The 18,820-nt window shown below is 37.0% G+C and carries 18 protein-coding genes; 12 read left to right on the forward strand and 6 right to left on the reverse strand.

Features of this window, described 5'->3' with window-relative positions:
• The first annotated feature begins 10 nt into the window (after positions 1 to 10).
• Genes DET49_RS10360 through DET49_RS10375 form a run of 5 tightly spaced genes read left to right on the forward strand, consistent with a single transcriptional unit; the run spans position 11 to position 7,530 of the window.
• Positions 11 to 1,603: a glycoside hydrolase family 32 protein gene (locus DET49_RS10360; protein WP_133548029.1), complete on the forward strand. Its 1,593-nt coding sequence runs from the start codon at positions 11 to 13 to the stop codon at positions 1,601 to 1,603.
• A 10-nt stretch (positions 1,604 to 1,613) separates the two neighbouring features.
• A complete protein-coding gene (locus DET49_RS10365) occupies positions 1,614 to 4,712 on the forward strand; it encodes a SusC/RagA family TonB-linked outer membrane protein (protein WP_133548030.1) in 3,099 nt (1,032 codons plus the stop codon).
• A 17-nt stretch (positions 4,713 to 4,729) separates the two neighbouring features.
• Positions 4,730 to 6,424 carry a RagB/SusD family nutrient uptake outer membrane protein gene (locus tag DET49_RS10370; RefSeq protein ID WP_133548031.1) on the forward strand — a complete coding sequence of 565 codons (1,695 nt, stop codon included), beginning with the start codon at positions 4,730 to 4,732 and terminating at the stop codon, positions 6,422 to 6,424.
• A 12-nt stretch (positions 6,425 to 6,436) separates the two neighbouring features.
• Positions 6,437 to 6,589 (forward strand): GH32 C-terminal domain-containing protein, encoded by a 153-nt coding sequence (locus DET49_RS18475; protein WP_166636569.1) that lies wholly within the window; start codon positions 6,437 to 6,439, stop codon positions 6,587 to 6,589.
• 44 nt (positions 6,590 to 6,633) lie between these two features.
• Positions 6,634 to 7,530, forward strand: a complete 897-nt coding sequence (locus DET49_RS10375; protein WP_133548032.1) for a carbohydrate kinase family protein — start codon at positions 6,634 to 6,636, stop codon at positions 7,528 to 7,530.
• Positions 7,531 to 7,807: 277 nt separating this feature from the next.
• Here DET49_RS10375 and DET49_RS18830 read toward each other — a convergent pair whose 3' ends face one another.
• Positions 7,808 to 7,939, reverse strand: a complete 132-nt coding sequence (locus tag DET49_RS18830) for a hypothetical protein (protein ID WP_262707987.1) — start codon at positions 7,937 to 7,939, stop codon at positions 7,808 to 7,810.
• A gap of 202 nt (positions 7,940 to 8,141) precedes the next feature.
• On the opposite strand from DET49_RS18830, the gene DET49_RS10380 reads away from it, so the two are divergent.
• A complete protein-coding gene (locus tag DET49_RS10380) occupies positions 8,142 to 8,804 on the forward strand; it encodes a class I SAM-dependent methyltransferase (RefSeq protein WP_133548033.1) in 663 nt (220 codons plus the stop codon).
• An 85-nt stretch (positions 8,805 to 8,889) separates the two neighbouring features.
• Here the strand turns inward: DET49_RS10380 and DET49_RS10385 are convergent, their stop codons facing one another.
• The 3 genes from DET49_RS10385 to DET49_RS10395 form a co-directional block, all read right to left on the reverse strand.
• Positions 8,890 to 9,948: a hypothetical protein gene (locus DET49_RS10385; RefSeq protein WP_133548034.1), complete on the reverse strand. Its 1,059-nt coding sequence runs from the start codon at positions 9,946 to 9,948 to the stop codon at positions 8,890 to 8,892.
• 155 nt (positions 9,949 to 10,103) lie between these two features.
• Entirely contained in the window at positions 10,104 to 10,739 is a 636-nt protein-coding gene (locus tag DET49_RS10390) for a hypothetical protein (protein ID WP_133548035.1), read from the reverse strand.
• 52 nt (positions 10,740 to 10,791) lie between these two features.
• Complete coding sequence (locus DET49_RS10395; protein WP_133548036.1) at positions 10,792 to 11,007, reverse strand: hypothetical protein; 216 nt, start codon at positions 11,005 to 11,007, stop codon at positions 10,792 to 10,794.
• Positions 11,008 to 11,025: 18 nt separating this feature from the next.
• On the opposite strand from DET49_RS10395, the gene DET49_RS18480 reads away from it, so the two are divergent.
• From DET49_RS18480 to DET49_RS10410, 4 genes are all read left to right on the forward strand, one after another.
• Entirely contained in the window at positions 11,026 to 11,187 is a 162-nt protein-coding gene (locus DET49_RS18480; RefSeq protein WP_166636570.1) for a hypothetical protein, read from the forward strand.
• A 58-nt stretch (positions 11,188 to 11,245) separates the two neighbouring features.
• Positions 11,246 to 13,162, forward strand: coding sequence for a tetratricopeptide repeat protein (locus DET49_RS10400; RefSeq protein ID WP_133548037.1), 1,917 nt, complete (start codon positions 11,246 to 11,248; stop codon positions 13,160 to 13,162).
• A 7-nt stretch (positions 13,163 to 13,169) separates the two neighbouring features.
• On the forward strand, positions 13,170 to 13,835 hold the full coding sequence (locus DET49_RS10405; protein ID WP_133548038.1) for a response regulator: 666 nt from the start codon (positions 13,170 to 13,172) through the stop codon (positions 13,833 to 13,835).
• A gap of 177 nt (positions 13,836 to 14,012) precedes the next feature.
• Positions 14,013 to 14,135 carry an SHOCT domain-containing protein gene (locus DET49_RS10410; protein WP_133548039.1) on the forward strand — a complete coding sequence of 41 codons (123 nt, stop codon included), beginning with the start codon at positions 14,013 to 14,015 and terminating at the stop codon, positions 14,133 to 14,135.
• Between the two features lie 174 nt (positions 14,136 to 14,309).
• Here DET49_RS10410 and istB read toward each other — a convergent pair whose 3' ends face one another.
• Complete coding sequence (gene istB, locus DET49_RS10415; protein ID WP_133548040.1) at positions 14,310 to 15,050, reverse strand: IS21-like element helper ATPase IstB; 741 nt, start codon at positions 15,048 to 15,050, stop codon at positions 14,310 to 14,312.
• A gap of 30 nt (positions 15,051 to 15,080) precedes the next feature.
• Complete coding sequence (gene istA, locus DET49_RS10420; protein WP_133548041.1) at positions 15,081 to 16,634, reverse strand: IS21 family transposase; 1,554 nt, start codon at positions 16,632 to 16,634, stop codon at positions 15,081 to 15,083.
• A gap of 272 nt (positions 16,635 to 16,906) precedes the next feature.
• On the opposite strand from istA, the gene DET49_RS10425 reads away from it, so the two are divergent.
• Both DET49_RS10425 and DET49_RS10430 read left to right on the forward strand, forming a co-directional pair.
• A complete protein-coding gene (locus tag DET49_RS10425) occupies positions 16,907 to 17,095 on the forward strand; it encodes a hypothetical protein (protein ID WP_133548042.1) in 189 nt (62 codons plus the stop codon).
• 378 nt (positions 17,096 to 17,473) lie between these two features.
• Positions 17,474 to 18,589: an ATP-binding protein gene (locus DET49_RS10430; protein WP_133548043.1), complete on the forward strand. Its 1,116-nt coding sequence runs from the start codon at positions 17,474 to 17,476 to the stop codon at positions 18,587 to 18,589.
• The last annotated feature ends 231 nt before the right edge of the window (positions 18,590 to 18,820 follow it).

The following is an 18,820-nucleotide window of genomic DNA, read 5'->3' on the forward strand; positions in this document are numbered from 1 at the left end:
ATAATCAACCATGAAAAATAGATTTATATTTCTTTCTTCCTGTCTTCTTAGCGCGATGCTGCTGTTTTCCTGTAAGGACAACAATAAAGAATCTGAAGAGAAAACTACTGAAGTTACCACTCAAAGCGATACTGATTTTAGGCCGGCATTTCATTTTACTCCGGAAGAAAACTGGATGAACGATCCAAACGGGATGTTCTTCCTTAATGGAACTTACCATTTATTCTTTCAGTATTATCCGGACGGAAATACCTGGGGACCTATGCACTGGGGACACGCTACCAGTAAAGACTTGATTAAATGGGAAGAAAAACCCATAGCACTTGAGCCCGATGAACAAGGTTATATTTTCTCAGGGAGTGCGGTCGTAGATACTGAAAACACTTCTGGTTTTGGAGATGGTAAAACGCCACCGGTAATTGCGATGTTTACCTATCACGATCCTAAAGGAGAGGAAGAAGGCAGGGACGATTATCAAACCCAGGCCATTGCTTATAGTCTAGATGAAGGAAAAACCTTTACTAAATATGAAGGAAACCCTGTAATTGAAAATCCGGGAATTCGTGATTTCCGTGATCCAAAAATAACCCGCGATGAAGTACACGATCAATGGGTTATGGTACTTTCTGCAAATGATCAAACGATGTTTTATACTTCTCAAAATTTAAAAGACTGGAAATTAGTCTCTGAATTTGGCCGTGGTATAGGAGCCCACGGCGGGGTTTGGGAATGTCCCGACTTCATCCATATGAAGGTGGAAGGATCTGACCAGAAAAAATGGGTGTTAATACAAAGCTTGAATCCTGGCGGTTTTAATGGTGGATCAGGAACTCAATATTTCGTAGGCGAATTTGATGGTAAAACTTTCACTTTAGACGAGTCTATGAAAGATTTGAGCGAAGATCATAATTACTGGCTGGACTTTGGGAAGGATAATTATGCCGGGGTAACCTGGACTAACATTCCCGAAGAAGATGGCCGGCATTTATTTATGGGCTGGATGTCGAACTGGCAATATGCAAATGAAGTTCCCACCGAAACCTGGAGAAGTGCCATGACGATAGCTCGCGAATTAAAATTGACCAAAACCGGGGAAACTTATCGTATAGTTTCTACTCCAGTAGCTGAACTTCAAAAATATAAAGGTCAAAAGTTTACTAAAAATTCGATTGCAGTTGAAGGGAAAACACAAATTGCAAATTCTGAAGACATAGATCTCTCCCAGTCTGTCATTTCCTTTGAAATTGAAGACTTAAAAGATCAGGAATATGATTTTAGTCTAACCAGCGGAGGAGATGATGTTTTGAAATTTGGGTACGATCATAAAGCTGAAAAGTTTTATATAGATCGCAGCAATTCCGGCTTAACCGGTTTCAATGAGAATTTTGGCGATAAAATCTCAACCGCACCCAGACTTTCCGATGATTCAAATCTAGAAGTAAAAGCAGTATTGGATAATATGTCTATAGAACTCTTTTTTGATAATGGGAAAACGGTAATGACTGAAATTTTCTTTCCGGAACAACCAATTAACAGTTTTACTGCTGAAGGAAATGATTTCAGTATAAAGAATCTAACAATTAATGAAGTAAAACTCAACTAATCCATAATCTATGAATTTCAAGTTTTTAATATTATTTCTCCTACCCCTTTCTATGTGGGCCCAGGGGATAGAAGTTTCCGGAACAGTAATTTCCGAAGATGATCAAATGCCTTTACCGGGTGTAACTATTCAAGTGGAAGGGACAAATAAAGGTGTGATTACAGATTTTGATGGGAACTATACAATTAAAAATGTTGATCCCCAGGCTACATTGGTATACAGTTATTTAGGTTTTCAAACAAAAAAAATAGCTGTAAACAATCAAACAACTATTGATGTCTCCCTTAAAATGGATGATCAGCAGTTAGATGATGTTGTGGTCACTGGATATACGTCTCAAAGGAGAACCGACATTACAGGAGCTGTATCTGTGGTAGATATGGAGGAGTTAAACAAACAGCCCGAACCAAACCCCATAAGAGCATTGCAGGGAAGGCTTCCAGGAGTACAAATTACTTCTGACGGTTCTCCGAGTGGATCAAATACTCAGGTAGTAATTCGTGGAGTTGGTACTCTTAACAATACAGATCCATTATATGTGATTGATGGAGTTCCGACCAAGGCGGGGATGCATGAATTGAATCCGAATAACATCGAATCTATACAGGTATTAAAAGATGCTTCTTCTGCAAGTATTTACGGATCCAGGGCTTCTAACGGGGTAATAATTGTGACTACCAAAAAAGGTAAAGAGGGGGTAATGCAGATTAATCTTAGTACCTATGTCTCAACCTCGACCTATGTTAATAGGCAGGAAGTACTTAATGCAGAACAATATGGACGAGTTCTATGGCAGGCACATGTTAATGACGGTATTGATCCCAATTCTAATAATTTGAGTTACCAATTTGACTGGATTAATAATGAAAATGGAGTGGCTGTCCTAAATAATATAATTGTACCTGAATATCTGGATGAGGAACAAACCTTACTATCAGCGGATACGGATTGGTTTGACGAGATTTCTCAAACAGGCTTTGCACAATCTTATGATTTATCTGTTTCGAATGGAACAAAAAAAGGGAGTTATCTTTTTTCCCTAGGCTATTATGATAATGATGGGATAGTAAAGACTACAAATTTCAACAGGATTTCCGCGAGAATGAATAGTAGCTATAAATTATTTAATGATCGGCTAGAAATAGGGGAAAACTTTACGTTTAATAAAACTGAAGAAATCGAAAATCCGGGTGTTCTTGATCTGGCATTAAAAGCATCCCCCATAATTCCTGTTCGAACCGTAGATGGAGAAGGATGGGGAGGTCCAGTTGGTGGGATGAACGATAGGCAGAATCCAGTACGTTTATTGGAATATAATAAGGATAACGGCTATAAATATCACCGTATTTTTGGGAATGCCTACGCCGATCTTGAATTTATTGAAAACTTGCATTTACGAACAAACCTAGGAATTGATTACAGTAACTTTTATCGTCGTTCACTTCAGAGAAGTTATAAATCGGGATACCTACAAAACGATGAAACCGCAGTGAATATCGAAGATTGGAAAAGTTTAAAATGGACCTGGACTAACACTGCTACCTATGAATTAAAAATTAAGAAGCATGACTTTAATTTGCTCGCCGGTATGGAGATGTTTAGAGACGACTATAAAAATATCAGTTTAAGAAGGGAAGGTTTTATTCTTGAAAGTCCGGAATATATGTATCCAGATGCGGGAAGTGGAGAAGCCTTTAATGGTGGTTCTGCCACTTCATACAGTTTACTTTCTTTCTTCGGAAAAATAGATTATACATTTGATAGAAAATATCTGCTTTCGGGTACCATCCGTCGCGATGGCTCTTCGAGATTTGGGGAAAACAATCGTTTTGGAACCTTCCCCGCTTTTTCTGCCGGTTGGCGTATTAGCGAGGAAGATTTTATTCAGGATAACTATTCATTCCTATCAGATTTAAAACTTCGCCTTGGCTGGGGACAAACCGGTAATCAGGAAATAGATAACAACGCTATTTACTCATTATATGTTTCAGATTATGCCGGAGGTGATCCAACCTGGGGAACTTCTTATGGAACTGCTTACGATCTCTCTGGAGCCGGTTCTGGTCTATTGCCTTCTGGTTTCAGAGGGATTCAGTTAGGAAATGACAATTTGAAATGGGAAACCACTACTCAAACAAATGTTGGGCTTGATTTTGGCTTTTTTGGATATACATTATTCGGAAATATCGACTATTACTTTAAAGAAACCGAAGATATCCTGGTCTTGCCACCTTATTTGGGTACAATCGGAGAAGGAGGAAATAGATGGGTGAACGGGGCTTCTATGGAGAATGAAGGCTGGGAATTTGCAATAACTTATCGTGATGAAACCGAAGGAGAATTTAGGTATGAAATTTCAGCTAATATTTCCACTAACAGAAATGAAATAACTTATTTACCGGAGGAAGTACAAAACAGTTATGGTGGAGATGGAGGTGAAGATAATATTCTGGGAAGACCTATTAATTCAATGTATGGTTATGTTGCCGATGGTTTATTCACTACCGAGGAAGAGGTAATGAACGCGGCGGAACAAGAAGGTAAAGGTCTAGGACGAATTAGATACCGGGATTTGGATGGTGACGGAGTGATTACCGATGATGATCGTACATGGATTGGAATACCCCATCCAGACTTTAATTATGGATTTAATATTACACTTGGATACCGGAATTTCGATTTTACCTCCTTCTGGCAAGGGGTTGGAAATGTAGATGTGATCAATAATCGCAAATTCCAAACAGATTTCTGGAGTGTGGATGATGTTGGATCGAACAAAGGAACCAGACTTCTTGACGCCTGGTCTCAGCAAAATGTAAACTCATCCATTCCGGCTTTGACTACTATCGACAGCAATGCAGAATCTCGATTTTCCACCTATTATGTGGAGAATGGTCGATACCTTAAATTGAGAAATCTACAGGTGGGGTATAGTCTTTCGGATGCGCTGATGGAAAGAATGAATTTTACGAATGCAAGAATATATGTTAGTGGCCAAAATTTACTAATGATAACTTCTTCAGATTTTACAGGAGTTGATCCAGAAAACGCCGGATGGGGATATCCGCAACCACTAACATTAACTATGGGATTAAACCTATCACTCTAAACATTAAACTATTTATTATGAAGAAAATAACATATTTACTAGGTATAGTTCTTCTAACTGGCGCCGTTTCCTGTTCTGATTTCTTGGAGGAGGATCCTTATGCCGTTTTATCTGAAGAACAATTGACCACTCCTGAAAATGTTGATGGTTTTGTGACAGCAGCATATGCAGCATTGGGTAATGATCATTATGACATTCCCTTCAGTCTTTGGCCATATGGAAACGTTCGCTCTGATGATGCCTACAAAGGAGGAAGTGGTACAAATGATATTCAGGTCTTTCATTTTTTTGAAGTATCTGAAAACATTAGAACTGATTTTGGAGAATTAGATGCCTTTTGGTATAACACTTTCATTGCTATTTCTCGGGTAAATAAAGCATTGGCAGCTTTGAACCAGATCGATGAGGCCGATTTTCCTGAGAAGCAAACCAGAATTGCCGAAATGAAATTTTTAAGAGGACATTTTTACTTTATGCTGAAGATCATGTTTAAGTATGTCCCATACGTTACAGAAGATATCCCGGTGGAGGAATATGGAAGTATTTCAAATCGTGCTTTAAGTAATGACGAGTTATGGAGTGCCATTGCCGGTGATTTCGAAGCAGCTGCGGAGGTTCTTCCTCCCACTCAGCCCGAAGTGGGCAGGGCAGATAAAACGGCGGCGTATGCATATCTGGCGAAAACCAGACTTTATCAGGCTTATGAACAAGATGAAAACCATAATGTTGTAAATGTTAATCAGCAAAGATTGCAGCAGGTATTAGATGCAACAGCTCAAGTGATTGGGAAACACCAATTAGAGGAGGACTTTGCATATAACTTTCTTCCTGGAAGTTTTGAAAATGGCCCCGAAGCTGTTTTTTCCATTCAATTCTCCGATAACGATGGAACTCTGCATGGAAGACTTAACTATTCAGATGTTTTGGCAACACCACAGGGAATTGGATGTTGTGATTTTCATAAACCAAGCCAGAATTTAGTGAATGCATACAAGGTCGGCGAGGAAGGATTGCCTCTCTTTGCCAGCTATAATGATACAAACATAGAATTCAGCAACTTGGAAGACTATCGCGTAGATCCGCGGTTGTTTCATACTGTAGCAATTCCCGGTTTACCCTGGAAATATGACGAAGAATATATCTATCAGGAAGGGTGGGTCAGATCTCCTAGCACCTATGGTTATACTGCCTCGTTGAAAGAAAACGTAACGGCAGATTCGGAATATCTCGTGAACATCGATCCCTTTTACGGAAATTCTAAAAACAGAATTGAGATTCGTTATGCTGACGTATTATTGATGAGAGCTGAAGCCTTAATTGAACTTGGCCGTCATAATGAAGCGCTTCCTTTAATTAATGAGGTTCGGGAAAGGGCTGATCAAAGTACAACCTTAATATCCTCGTACGCAACTAATACTGGAATAAGTCCCTATGTTGACGGAGAAAATATCAACTGGACTCAGGGTGTAGCCCGGGAGGCACTGCGTTGGGAGCGCAGATTAGAATTTGCCATGGAAGGAAATCGTTTCTTTGACCTTGTAAGATGGGGAATTGCAGGAGAAACCCTTAATAGATATTATGATGAAGAAGCGGAAGAGATCAACTATTATGAGGGTGCATCTTTTGAAGAAGGTCGGGAAGAATATCTGCCTATTCCACAGGCTCAGATCAATTTCAGCCAGGATGTATACATACAAAATACAGGTTACTAAAACACTACTATTATGATGAACGTAGAGGTCTTTGTAAATGGAGGAGAACCTGTCATTACCTTTCTTATATTTCCAAATACTCAGTTTGACGATCTTCAGTTTCATTCTAGTTCTGGAACTGAGTTGGTTCGTTCATTACATATTCTACCGATGGCTAAGAATTAAGGTAGGACATTATTGCCCTTTTTAGAAAAATTAAGTTTAATAAAATGGTAAACAAAAAAGTCGTATGCTTCGGCGAAATATTATATGATATTTTCACTGATATGGAAAGAATTGGAGGCGCACCGCTTAATGTGGCCTCCAGATTATCCGAATTAGGAATTTCTACAGAAATGATTAGCAAAGTAGGAGATGATGAAAAAGGTGAGAAATTAATTTCCTACCTGAAATCAAAAAATATCAAGACGGAAAATATAACCAGGGATCCTCAGTACCCTACGGGAGTGGTAAATGTAACTTTATCTGCGAGCGGCTCGGCTACTTACGAGATAAAACACCCCGTAGCCTGGGATAAAATTCAAGTTTCAGAGGCGATGAAGAATTCGGTACACAAAGCGGATGCTTTTATCTTCGGAAGTTTGGTCTGTCGCGATGAAATCAGTCGAAAAGCCCTTTTCGAACTTTTACCAAAGGCAAAATATAGGATTTTCGATATTAATTTACGCACCCCATATTATAATAAAGAAGTTTTACTAAAACTTATGGATCATGCAGATTTTATAAAATTCAATGATGACGAATTATTTGAAATCGCTCAAATGATCGGTTCACCATATAATTCAATTGAACAAAACCTTCAATATCTTTCTGAAAAAACCAATACAGAAACCATTTGCGTCACTAAAGGTCGTCATGGCGCGGTATTGCTAAAAGATAATAAGCGGTATTACAACAGTGGTTTTAAGGTTAAGGTAAAAGATACAGTAGGCGCGGGAGATTCCTTTTTAGCCAGTCTAATCGCAGGAATGTTGAAAGGAGAAGAGCTGCAAAAGACATTAGATTTTGCCTGTGCAGTTGGAGCACTCGTAGCAGGGGAAGAAGGTGCAAATCCTGTATTTAATAAAAAGAAAATTATAAATTTTGTGAATGGAGAATTAAAGTAAAAAGTACAACTAAGGCTTATCTCTGGGAATTTTTACCACCTCTAAACTAAATCACTATAGATAGAACATAAAATTTAGGGAGTCTATTAATCCTACCAGCTCTATATTCACTGGTTTTTCAAAGAATATTGCTTCTAGAAAATATTATTTTGTACAGTTTACTGAATAAAAAACTGGACATTATTGAAATAATTCTTAAAAATAAGTTTATTGCTTGTCTAACATAAAATAGAAAATGAGTACCAATTAAATGTGCTACAAAAAGTTGTAACGAGCCTTAAACATCAAACCACTCCCCGTTACCCTTAATTAACAAAGGATTTACCCCCACAATATGGCTGTAATTATCAATTTTGCTATCAAAATGGAATTGAATTTCCAAACGAGTAGTGATTTTACTTATATTCATCCCGAGTCTGAAATTTTATTTCTTACGTACCCTAATGGAATCAGAAGCTAGAATTTACTATTTTAAAAAGATTCTTCCACAATACCAATAGCGGAGAAGTATTGCTCACATTATAAATCATTCAAAATCATAGCCTTACCCCCTTTTTACAATAATATTTAGCAGAAGCTTAGCTAACAAGAAAATCAACCAAGCCGTTTTTATGACAAGGAGTAAACGAAAAAAAATGCCCTGGCCAACTAAGGATGCCATGGTTCAAATTTATGAAAACAACCTCTGGGGTGGTGATCAAAATGTTTATTACTCTGGTTTAGGTTCACATCATCCCGAACTGGTAGATCCCTATTTGGAAGCTTTGTCCTCATTTTTTAGTTCTTTGGAGTCCCCTCCTCAGGTTTGTGATTTGGGCTGCGGAGACTTTAATGTGGGAAAGGAATTAGTAAAATACTCGAAAAAATATATCGCGGTTGACATAGTTCCAGATCTTATAACGCATAATAAAAATGAGTTCAAAGTAAATAACTTAGAATTTCAGGTTTTGGATATCGCAAAGGATAAATTGCCTTCGGGAGATTGTGCTATTCTCAGGCAGGTTTTACAACATTTATCGAATGCGGAAATAAAGAGGGTAGTAAAAAAATTATATAATTATAAATTTATAATTCTAACTGAGCATTTACCACCTGGAAATTTTCTCCCAAATAAAGATATTATTTCCGGTCAGGGAATCAGGCTAAAAAAACAAAGTGGTGTTAACCTTTTAGAACCTCCTTTTAACTTTAGGATTAAAGAAGAAAGACAGTTATTATCTCTTGAATCACCGAATTTTACAGGAGTTTTAGTAACTACCTTGTATAAGGTATAAATCTTTAGCTTTCTGGTTCAATACAGAGACTCAAATGCCCTAATTATCATAATTTTAACGGGCGGTCCATTTTAGATCCTAAACTTTATTTTATAAAAAAGATATTACCATCAAATACAATATCCCTGTCTCTCGTCAAGCCGATGTTCTTTATTTTAAATTCTGAATTGTTAAGCTGATAATTCGAGGGATTGGTAATGAATTCATCAGATAGAGGAAGATTCTCCAGGTTTACTAAAACAGTAAACTCCAGATTACCCTGGCGTGGATAATCGTGTATTAAAATATTCTTATCCTTAACCTTTATCCTACCATTATTGACTGTTGAAGAAAGAATCTCTAATGAGAGTTGCTCGTTATATTTTTCTGTTGAAAAAAATGCTTCGTTTTTAAAGGTTTTATTCCTTTTCAGCTGAGTGGCAATATTACTTTCAAAACCATTCATAAGCGAGGCCGGTGCAATTACGAAGTAATAATATGGGCGATTTTTAACCCCTCTAATATGTTTATTATTGAAATCGTAGTAGGTACCATCAAAATCACTGGTAAAATGGTAAATTCTGGTTTCAAGATCATTCTGTTTAGAAGTAGCTTTCAGAAAGGCATCCTGAGTATAAGTCTTTAACTTATTAAGCGCTGAAGGTGTATTTTGTTGGCCATCGGGAGAATAAATAAAATCGGCCATGATAACCGAGACCACATCACCTTCCTGATTTTGGAGTACTGTATTCAGGATCTCTTCAAAATTACTACTCCCTTTATTACCCTTATTTGCCGTTGAACGGGGAGTTAGGCGTTCAGAGATCTTAATGTTCTCAAGACCAAAATCTTCACGAGTCAGCTCATTATTAACCAAATAAAATTCTGTTTCAAGGTCTATCCGGTCTTCATTATCGACCGCCACCAGCATTTCCCGAAAAACATCTTTGAAATCGGTATTACCATTGATATACCCATCCATACTCAGGGTGTTTTCAAAATAAATCTTTACGGTAGCATCTAGCGGGGTTTCAGGAGTTATTTCCGGGGCTTTTCCTTCTGATTCGGAGATTGATGAAGTTTTTTCACTTTGTCCATTGCGACCACCACTGGAAGAAAACAAAAATAGAACGATAAAAATTTTGAGTAAAAATGTTTTACGCATTAGTAGTTTAGATTTAGAGCTTCTAATCATTGATGTATTAGCGAAGTAAAGCTAAACCCTATACATGGAAATTCATTACGGTTTTCGGTAAAGCGTGAAAATAATTTAAGAAAATATTAAGAAGACAAAGGATTTTGGGGTCGCTAAAGATGTAGCTATTTTCTTATATATTTTTCAATAATGTAAGTCGTAATTGGTTTTAAAGTCTTATCGTTAGTGGGATGTGTTCCAGGAGCTGTAAAAAATTCTAGCTCATTGTTAGATTTATCATACCATACTTGAGCTTTTCCATTTTTAAAAAAAGTAGTGGTCTCTGTAGGTGCTATTTTTTTAAAGTTCTCGAGACGAAATGCCCTTAATATTTCTTCATTTTCGGCACCACTACAGGTAGTTTTTTCAAAATGATCTTCTTGCCAAATCATACACTCTTCTTTCCCATTTTGGTATCCAACATAGGCCGAAACCCCTATCAACGGAAATAGAATTAAAGCGATTATCCAGGCCTTACTATTTTTTTGAATTTTCACTCCTGCCTTCAAAATTGGCTCTGAATCATTCTTCACGAATTCACCATAATTCTTATGCCCTAAAAACTTCGAAAAATAATCGGTAAGCGGGTGAGAAGGCGAATATTCTTTTTTCTGATACCGGGTAAGTGTTTTTGATGAAACCTGAAATTTATACACCTCAGAAATATGTTCAGCCAGATATTCAGCCTTGCCATTCACGGAATCTTTTCCGGATTCCTTACCGGCTTTTTCAAATACGCGCTCAATTAATTTATCGGTCATTTTTCAGGTAAAACTTCAGCCATAAATGTATAAAAATCTTTAGACAAAATATTCAGACAAACTTGTCCGGCCTTTGTCTGCCTTCTGTCCACCAGTGTCGGTGGCTTTCATCTTTACTTTGACTTGTTACTGAAAAAACAATCAGTACAGCAAGGGTTTCCCGGAGTCTCGGGGAAATTGGGAAGTCTTCCCGATGCTCCGGCGAAATCCATACTTCCCAATCCAGTCCCAAAACCGAAACCATTTCGGGAGGGCTTAATAATGTCAAATTTTAAAATTTTAAAAGATGAAAAAAGTAATTTTTACACTTTTATTAATGGCCGGATTGTTCAATTTTACTTCGTGTACCGAAGATAACCTTGCCGAGGTGACCAATACCTCGGAAGATCATTACGCAAACGAAGAGGGAAATACTGATCCTGACGAAGAGAAGCCCGGGGGTGATTAAATTATACTTATGTAAAATTAAAAGGCCGCTTTAGAGCGGCTTTTTTTATTTTCGCTTTATGAAATCTGTTCCTCTAATCTTTTGTCTCCTGATCTTAGCATTATCCAGCGCTTGTAAAAATAGAATCCAGGATAAGTTGGATATGAGTATTGAAAATGATTCAGCTTATTATTTTTTTGAACAGGCTATAGATGTGGAGAAAATAAGTGCTAAGATTCTAAATTTAAATCAATCCTTAGCCAAACTTCGCAATAAAAAAGATACACTTTACCCGCTACTATTAGACTATAAAATATATTATCACAACCGTTTAGATGAATATGATAGTGCGCTTTTTTTCGCAGATAGCCTTGAACGTCTGGCAACATTCAGGAAAGATACAAACTGGATTGCCCTTGCATTTTACCGAAAAGCAGTAATTAATCGACATTTAGATAATCAGGAAGCAGTTTTTAAAAATGCTTTTGAAGCACGCAAGCAATACCTTCAACTTGGGGATAGTACAAAAGCGGCACGTAGAAGCTTGGAAATGGCTATTGCACAAAGCCGAATGCAAGATTATATTGGGAGCCAGGAATCAGCTACCGAAGCCTTGCGATATTTAAATGAAGTTGAAGATTCTCAATATTTAAGCAGCGCTCACAATATTATTGCTATTACCTATAATAATCAGGGTTTTTATGATGATGCAATAAAGGAGTACAAAGAAGCCTTGCGTTACGCCCAGAACTTGGAAGATAGCTTAATTTATCAAAATAATATAGGCCTAGTATATCAGGATCAAAAAAAATATAAAAAAGCAATTTCTGTTTTTGATAAACTCCATAGAAGCGTTTCTGAAGACGATTACAAATCACGATCAAGGTTTTTAGATAACCTGGCATTTACTAAATGGTTAAAAGACGGAAATATAGATGTGTCATCAGAATTAAACCAAGCTCTAGAATGGCGCATTGACCAAAATGATGACACCGGTAAAACATCAAGTTATGAACATTTAACCTATTATTATAAAAATCGAAACAAGATAAAAGCACTTGATTATGCTAAAAAGTGGCTCGAAACCGGTAGGAAAAATCACAACCTACAGGCTCAGGTAGAGGCATTAAAGTACTTATTAGTAATGAGCCCCGGCAGTACAAATTATACTTCACATTATATTGCTCTTAGTGACAGTTTAAATAAAATGAACTTACGTGCTAAAAATACGTTTGCCAAAATAAGTTTTGATGAGGAACGAAAACAGCAACAGATATCCAGCCTGGAAGCTTCCGCAGCACTACAAGCCTTAGAAAACCAGAAGATTAAAACCCGGAATTATATTTTGATGTTTGTCGCTATTCTTACCATAGCCTTAGCAATTTTCATTTTTTATTATAACAGACAAAGACATATAAAGGAAAAAATTATAGAAGTTTATAATACTGAAACTAGAATATCAAAAAAGATACATGACGAGTTAGCCAATGATATCTATAATTTAATGAGTGGCCTTGAAGCAGTTGTTCCTCCAAAAACAATAGATAAACTGGAAAGTATCTATAGCCGCACCCGGGATATTTCAAGAGAAAATAGTAAGATTGACACAGGATCCGGATATTTAAAGCAATTAGTTGCTTTACTTTCCAACATTTGCCCGGCTAATACCCGGTTAATTATAAGTGGGGAAAAGGAAATTACCTGGAGCACTTTAAATCGTGAAAAAAAACTGGTGATCTATAGGGTCTTACAGGAACTAATGGTGAATATGAGAAAGCATAGTAAGGCATCCTTAGTAGCACTTGTTTTCATTGAAGAAGAAAATTTTTTGAAGATTCATTATTCTGATAATGGCAAAGGCGCTACACAAGAAGCAGTTAAAAATGGAAATGGACTTCAAAATGTGGAAAACCGTATTTCTTCTATAAATGGAAAACTTACTTTTGAAACAGAAAAGGAAAAGGGATTAAAAATATTCATCTCAATTCCATTATAAAACTATTATGTTTAAAAAAGTCCTTGTTGCAGAAGATATGGACAGTATTAATCAAGCTGTAGCCATACTTTTAAATGATCTCGAAGTAGTCGATGTGTCTCATTCACAATATTGCGACCAAGCCTGGCTAATGGCTAAAAAAGAAATGCTGAATAACAATCCCTATGATTTACTTATCTGTGACCTTTCTTTTAAGCAGGATTATCGTGAGGAAAAAATAAGCTCCGGGGAGGAACTTATTTCTAAACTGAAAAGAGAAGACCCAAACCTCAAAGTGATTGTAAATTCTATTGAAGATCATCCTCAAGTCATTCAGAACCTGTGGGATTCAGGGAATATAGATGCCTATGTATGTAAAGACCGTCACGGAATTAAATATTTAAAACAAGCAATCCTTGCCTTAAATAAGGGGTTAACCTATAACTCACCTTCCATTGAAAAGGCATTATCACAGAAGAACCTTATTAGCCTTAATAATTTCGAAATAAGTATTGTTGAATTTCTTTCTATTGGTTACAATCAGGATAAAATAGAAAAGGAATTGAAAAAAAAAAACATTAAGCCCAATAGTAAAAGTGCCATAGAAAAGCGTTTAAAGGAATTAAGAGAAGAGTTTGGTGCAGATACCAATCCTCATCTTATTGGAATAATGAAAGACCTGAAGTTGATTTAAAATAAGGTATAATTTATATTCTTCCAAAACACATCTTTACATATAAATTATCAGCAACTTTTTTGGAGCCCCTTATTAGGCTTGATTATAATGTTGACTTCAAAAAATAAAGAGCAAGAGGCATACCAGCAGAAGATTTTAAATACTCAGAAGAAACAGGAATAAACTTTAACTAAAATGTCCAGCTCCAAAAACTTTTCTGTTTCAGATGAGCTGATAAAGCTTAAAGAACTCCGAACACAAAATGAAATTTCTGAAGAAGAGTTTCAGGATTTAAGAAGGCGCTTGCTCAACTCCTAATTTAATAACATTATAATATGATTAAAATGTTTATATTTTACACAAGAATAGTTTCAGTATAACAGGTATCCTTTAACCAGATCAGAATGATGGCTATTTCGGAGTGATGACGCCACCTATTTCGGTCAAATTGCGCCACTTTGAAAGATCTTACAATGATAAAAAAATTTAAGTTTATATTTCCTTTAAAGCTCCCTTTCTTAAAGAATTTCCTTTGAGATCGATTCGATGTGAGGAGTTTACGATCCTATCAAGCAAAGCATCGGCCTGAGTCCCGTCCCCACCTATAATCTCGTACCAGGCGGACACCGGTATCTGAGTGGAGATAATGGTGGATTTTCTATTATACCGATCATCGATAATATCCATTAAGGCCTCCCTGGCGTGATTATCGAAGGCTTGAAGGCCAAAATCATCAAGAATAAGTAAGTCCGGTTTTAGTAGTTTTTCCAGTTCCTTTAAATAGGTACCGTCTACTTTACTAAGTTTTAATTTTTTAAGCAGCCGGGCAGTATTGGCATATATAGTTTTGTGTTCCATCATGCAAGCTTGATGGCCTAAAGCCTGAGAGAGATAGCTCTTGCCTGTCCCACAAAGGCCACAGATGATAATATTCTCATTTCTGTCTATAAAATCCAGCGTTGCCAGACGCAGGAACATATTCTTATCCAGGTCGCGGTTATGAGTGTAATTCACATCGGCTAGTGAGGCTTGCTGACGAAAGCCTGCCTGCTTTAAAAGCCGATTTATTTTTCGGTTCTGCCTATCTTCCCATTGGTGATCGATTAGTAATGCCAGGTACTCATCGGCTGTCATATCGCTGAGCTGATTGTTATTCACATGCTGAAGGTGCAACTCGGCCATGGCTCCCAATCGCATTTGTTTGAGTTTTTCAATTGTCTGATTGTTGTTCATAGTATTTAGATTTAATTTATAGATCCTTGGTTATTTGTAGTACGAGGCTCCTCTTATATTTTCGTGTTTCGGGATATGAGCTTTATCCTCTTCCAGGTCCTGGTAAAACAGGGAACTTTTATCCAGGTTGTTTTTTAGAATGTTCTTTATGTGTCTGTAGGTGGTGGCATCAGTATCCAAAGCTCTTTTGCAGGCATTGTCTAATCTTTTGGAGCCGTAGGCCTTATGAAGCTGGATGAGTCCCATGGCCCGTTTATAACCAATCTCAGGATAATCCCCGGTTTTTAGTATTTCTTCTATACACCCAAGTACATTGTCGCCGTGCTTCTCGGCCATCTTTTTAAAGAATTCAGGACTCCAGTCGGAGTAAAACTTATGGGTGCTACTGAGATGGTCCTCCTTGGTATTGTAATTTCCTTTTGCCGGATTTCGCTGGTGCAGGGCTATGCGCTGGTGATAGTAATAGATCTCTACCACACTTGCGGTGTAATGGATCATCGTTTCTTTTCCTATATACCGGTAAGGTACACTGTAGTAACTTTTATCCGGGGAGAAGTACGCGTATCCCATCTTTTGCACTTTAGCTCGGCGATAATCCTTCAGTTCATAGGCGGTGGAAGGCAAAGGTTTTAAGTACTCCCGTTCCACCGACTGAAAGAGTTCCCGGCGACTGGCGTGTCTTCTTTTAAACAAGAGATTGTTATAAGGTTCCAGTAGGCGCCTGATCTCCCGGTTTAGATCCTGCAAGGAGAAGAAGGTCATATTACGAAGAGGATAATAAATGCGCTGGTAGGTCAGATTTACCGCATTTTCAACAAGCGCCTTATCTTGAGGTGCATACCCACGAGTAGGATTGATCACGCAATTGTAATGACGGGCGAAGTCTTTAAAACTACGGTTGATATCGGCCTCATATTTACTGGCACGTTTGACTGCGGACTTGAGATTATCAGAGACAATGGCTTTGGGAACTCCTCCATAGAATTGCAAAGCATTAGCGCAACAATTAATTAGATCTTCGCGCTTTTGGCTCTTACAGGCCTCCACATAGGTGTAATGGCTATTGGGCAGGATAGAGACGAAGACTTCCACAGCAATGATTTCTCCGGAGTCCCGATCTACGATATGAAGTTTTTTACCAGCAAAATCAATGAAAAGTTCATCACCGGGGTTATGGTCGAGCTTCATAGAGCCTTTCTGCTTTGCATATTTACGGTGGTAGTGTTCCATAAACTGCGTGTAGCTATAAGGATTCTTTACCTGCTGCACATATTCCTGATAGTGATAGAGAAAAGTAAACCCAGGATGATTTTTGGCCTTATTCATCCGCTCAAAATAACGGGTCAACTGGTCAAAACGGTTATTATCAATAGTGGTGTGAGAAGTAAACAAAGCCTCCAGAATGGCATTATCACACACTAATAAATCTTTGAGGTTATAATCGCTGGCTTTAAAAGCCTGCATATAACTATTTACAGTGTTGCGTGCAATTCCCAGGGTGGTGCTGATCTTGCGGTTACTAAGGCCATCCACCTTCAGTGAAATAATTTGTTTTAAGTCCATAGAATCAAGTGTATTTGCCATATCGCTTAATTTTTTAGCGATAAGGTAATTGCTTGATCCTTCAAAGTGGCGCAAAACGAACCGAAATGCCTTCTGGATTAGCAGAAGTGGCTCAAAACGAACCGAAATAACTGGCGCAAAACGAACCGAAATTCATTTTACACCCGGGCTAAAGTGGCGCAAATTGATCCGAAATTACTGGCGCAGTGAGACCGAAATGACTGGCGCAATTTGATCCGAAGTATCCAAATGAGGAAAATATTACTATAATCTTATCTAGTACACTACTATCTTTGAATTCTTCTACTCATTCTGAAGAATCATTAATCACTACGGCGTATATCTGCAAAGGGAAATACAGTAAAAAATATCATTATAAGGAAGATTGCAGGGGGCTCTCCAACTGCTCCACCAGCATATATAAAACAACCGTGGCCGATGCAAAAGAATCTGGTCGTGGTTTATGTGGTTTTGAGGATTAGGATCAAAAGAGTTCAGGCCAACGTCCTAAATTTTTATTTGCTTTAACTTTTTAAAACGGCAACTACATATTAAATTTTCCCTCTTACTCTTAAAACAGGTAGAACAAATTAGCTTTATACTTATCTAACACGAAGAATTAATTAATGCCGTATATAGTAATAAGTTTCACTATAATTTCGAAATACCCATTAAGATAGGACTCTAATGCAGCAAATAATATAATAAAGGAGCGATTTATTCTAATGAATTTTATTCAAAAAGCTCTTTTTCTTTATGCCTGATTATAATTGGATCAATATAAGTTTCAGTAGATTACATAATATTTAGGGAATACAATCCCCAAAAAACATTATATTTGGGGAATATAATCCCTGAATATGATTGAAAGAATATTAGAAAACAAAATTAAAAAACGTTTTGGAACCGGTAAGGCAATTCTTTTAATTGGTCCGAGACAGGTTGGTAAAACTACACTTTTCAATAAAATATTGGAAGGGAAAGAATATCTTTTCTTAAATGGGGATGATCCAACAGTCAGAAAACTCCTTTCTAACCCCAACTTAGAACAACTCAAAAACATAATAGGGAATTATAATATTGTGTTTATCGATGAAGCTCAGCGTATAGATAATATCGGGCTTACTCTCAAGTTGATTACAGATCAATTAAAATCAGTTCAACTTTTGGTCAGTGGCTCATCTGCTTTTGAATTAAATAATCAAACTCAAGAGCCTCTTACTGGAAGAAAATGGGAATATCAGTTGTATCCTATTTCCTGGGGTGAATTTGAATCAAACGTGGGCTTTCTTAAAGCCGAGCAACAACTAGAGCTAAGAATAATCTACGGAATGTATCCCGATGTGATTAATAATTTTGGGGAAGAAAAGGATATTCTCAAACAACTAACTGATAGTTATTTATATAAAGATATTCTTAGTTATGGCGGAATCCGTAAACCAGAGGTTTTGGAAAAATTATTGAGGGCTCTTGCCTTTCAAATTGGTAGTGAGGTAAGTTATAACGAATTATCTCAGTTGCTGGGTATTGACAAAAAAACCGTAGCAACCTACATTGATCTTCTTTGCCAGGCATTTGTAATATTTAAACTCCCAAGCTTCAGTAAGAATCTACGAAATGAAATAAAAACCAATCAAAAAATATTCTTTTACGATACCGGAGTTAGAAATATGATAATTGGCGATTTAAGTCTAATGGATGATAGACAGGATAAAGGTAATCTCTGGGAAAATTTTTTAATTGCTGAACGTTTAAAATTTCTGGCCTATAATAACTCCTTGGGTAAAGCATATTTCTGGAGGACGGTGCAACAGCAAGAAATTGATTATGTTGAAGAAGGTGAGGGAAAGTTGAAAGGTTTTGAAATTAAATGGAATCCAAAAAATAAGGTAAAAATTCCAAAGACTTTCCTAGAAGCTTATGATGCAGAGGTAAATATTATCAATAAAGATAACTTTAGGCAATTTTTAAAATAAAAAGTATTGATCAAAAACCTCTTAATCAAGTTGTTGCAAGTTCTAAAATTTAACTCATAGAATAATTTTTGCCTTTAAATGAGTTGTTTTAATGTTAAAATAAAGTCAAAAAAACTGTATGTACAAATTATGTGCAATAGAGTAGGAAGATAGGGATTAATTCCCTATCTGTCCTCTCACACCACGCGTACGTACGGTTCTCGTATACGGCGGTTCCTTAGTTTACCCTGA

Origin of the sequence: Salegentibacter sp. 24, from assembly GCF_004362395.1 — a bacterium.
GTDB lineage: Bacteria > Bacteroidota > Bacteroidia > Flavobacteriales > Flavobacteriaceae > Salegentibacter.

Excerpts from the sequence above, each read along its gene's own strand:
- DET49_RS10360 (WP_133548029.1), top strand. The coding sequence starts at position 11 with ATGAAAAATAGATTTATATTTCTTTCTTCCTGTCTTCTTAGCGCGATG.
- DET49_RS10365 (WP_133548030.1), top strand. The coding sequence starts at position 1,614 with ATGAATTTCAAGTTTTTAATATTATTTCTCCTACCCCTTTCTATGTGG.
- DET49_RS10370 (WP_133548031.1), top strand. The coding sequence starts at position 4,730 with ATGAAGAAAATAACATATTTACTAGGTATAGTTCTTCTAACTGGCGCC.
- DET49_RS18475 (WP_166636569.1), top strand. The coding sequence starts at position 6,437 with ATGATGAACGTAGAGGTCTTTGTAAATGGAGGAGAACCTGTCATTACC.
- DET49_RS10375 (WP_133548032.1), top strand. The coding sequence starts at position 6,634 with ATGGTAAACAAAAAAGTCGTATGCTTCGGCGAAATATTATATGATATT.
- DET49_RS18830 (WP_262707987.1), bottom strand. The coding sequence starts at position 7,939 with ATGAATATAAGTAAAATCACTACTCGTTTGGAAATTCAATTCCATTTT.
- DET49_RS10380 (WP_133548033.1), top strand. The coding sequence starts at position 8,142 with ATGACAAGGAGTAAACGAAAAAAAATGCCCTGGCCAACTAAGGATGCC.
- DET49_RS10385 (WP_133548034.1), bottom strand. The coding sequence starts at position 9,948 with ATGCGTAAAACATTTTTACTCAAAATTTTTATCGTTCTATTTTTGTTT.
- DET49_RS10390 (WP_133548035.1), bottom strand. The coding sequence starts at position 10,739 with ATGACCGATAAATTAATTGAGCGCGTATTTGAAAAAGCCGGTAAGGAA.
- DET49_RS18480 (WP_166636570.1), top strand. The coding sequence starts at position 11,026 with ATGAAAAAAGTAATTTTTACACTTTTATTAATGGCCGGATTGTTCAAT.
- DET49_RS10400 (WP_133548037.1), top strand. The coding sequence starts at position 11,246 with ATGAAATCTGTTCCTCTAATCTTTTGTCTCCTGATCTTAGCATTATCC.
- DET49_RS10405 (WP_133548038.1), top strand. The coding sequence starts at position 13,170 with ATGTTTAAAAAAGTCCTTGTTGCAGAAGATATGGACAGTATTAATCAA.
- DET49_RS10410 (WP_133548039.1), top strand. The coding sequence starts at position 14,013 with ATGTCCAGCTCCAAAAACTTTTCTGTTTCAGATGAGCTGATAAAGCTT.
- istB (WP_133548040.1), bottom strand. The coding sequence starts at position 15,050 with ATGAACAACAATCAGACAATTGAAAAACTCAAACAAATGCGATTGGGA.
- istA (WP_133548041.1), bottom strand. The coding sequence starts at position 16,634 with ATGGCAAATACACTTGATTCTATGGACTTAAAACAAATTATTTCACTG.
- DET49_RS10430 (WP_133548043.1), top strand. The coding sequence starts at position 17,474 with ATGATTGAAAGAATATTAGAAAACAAAATTAAAAAACGTTTTGGAACC.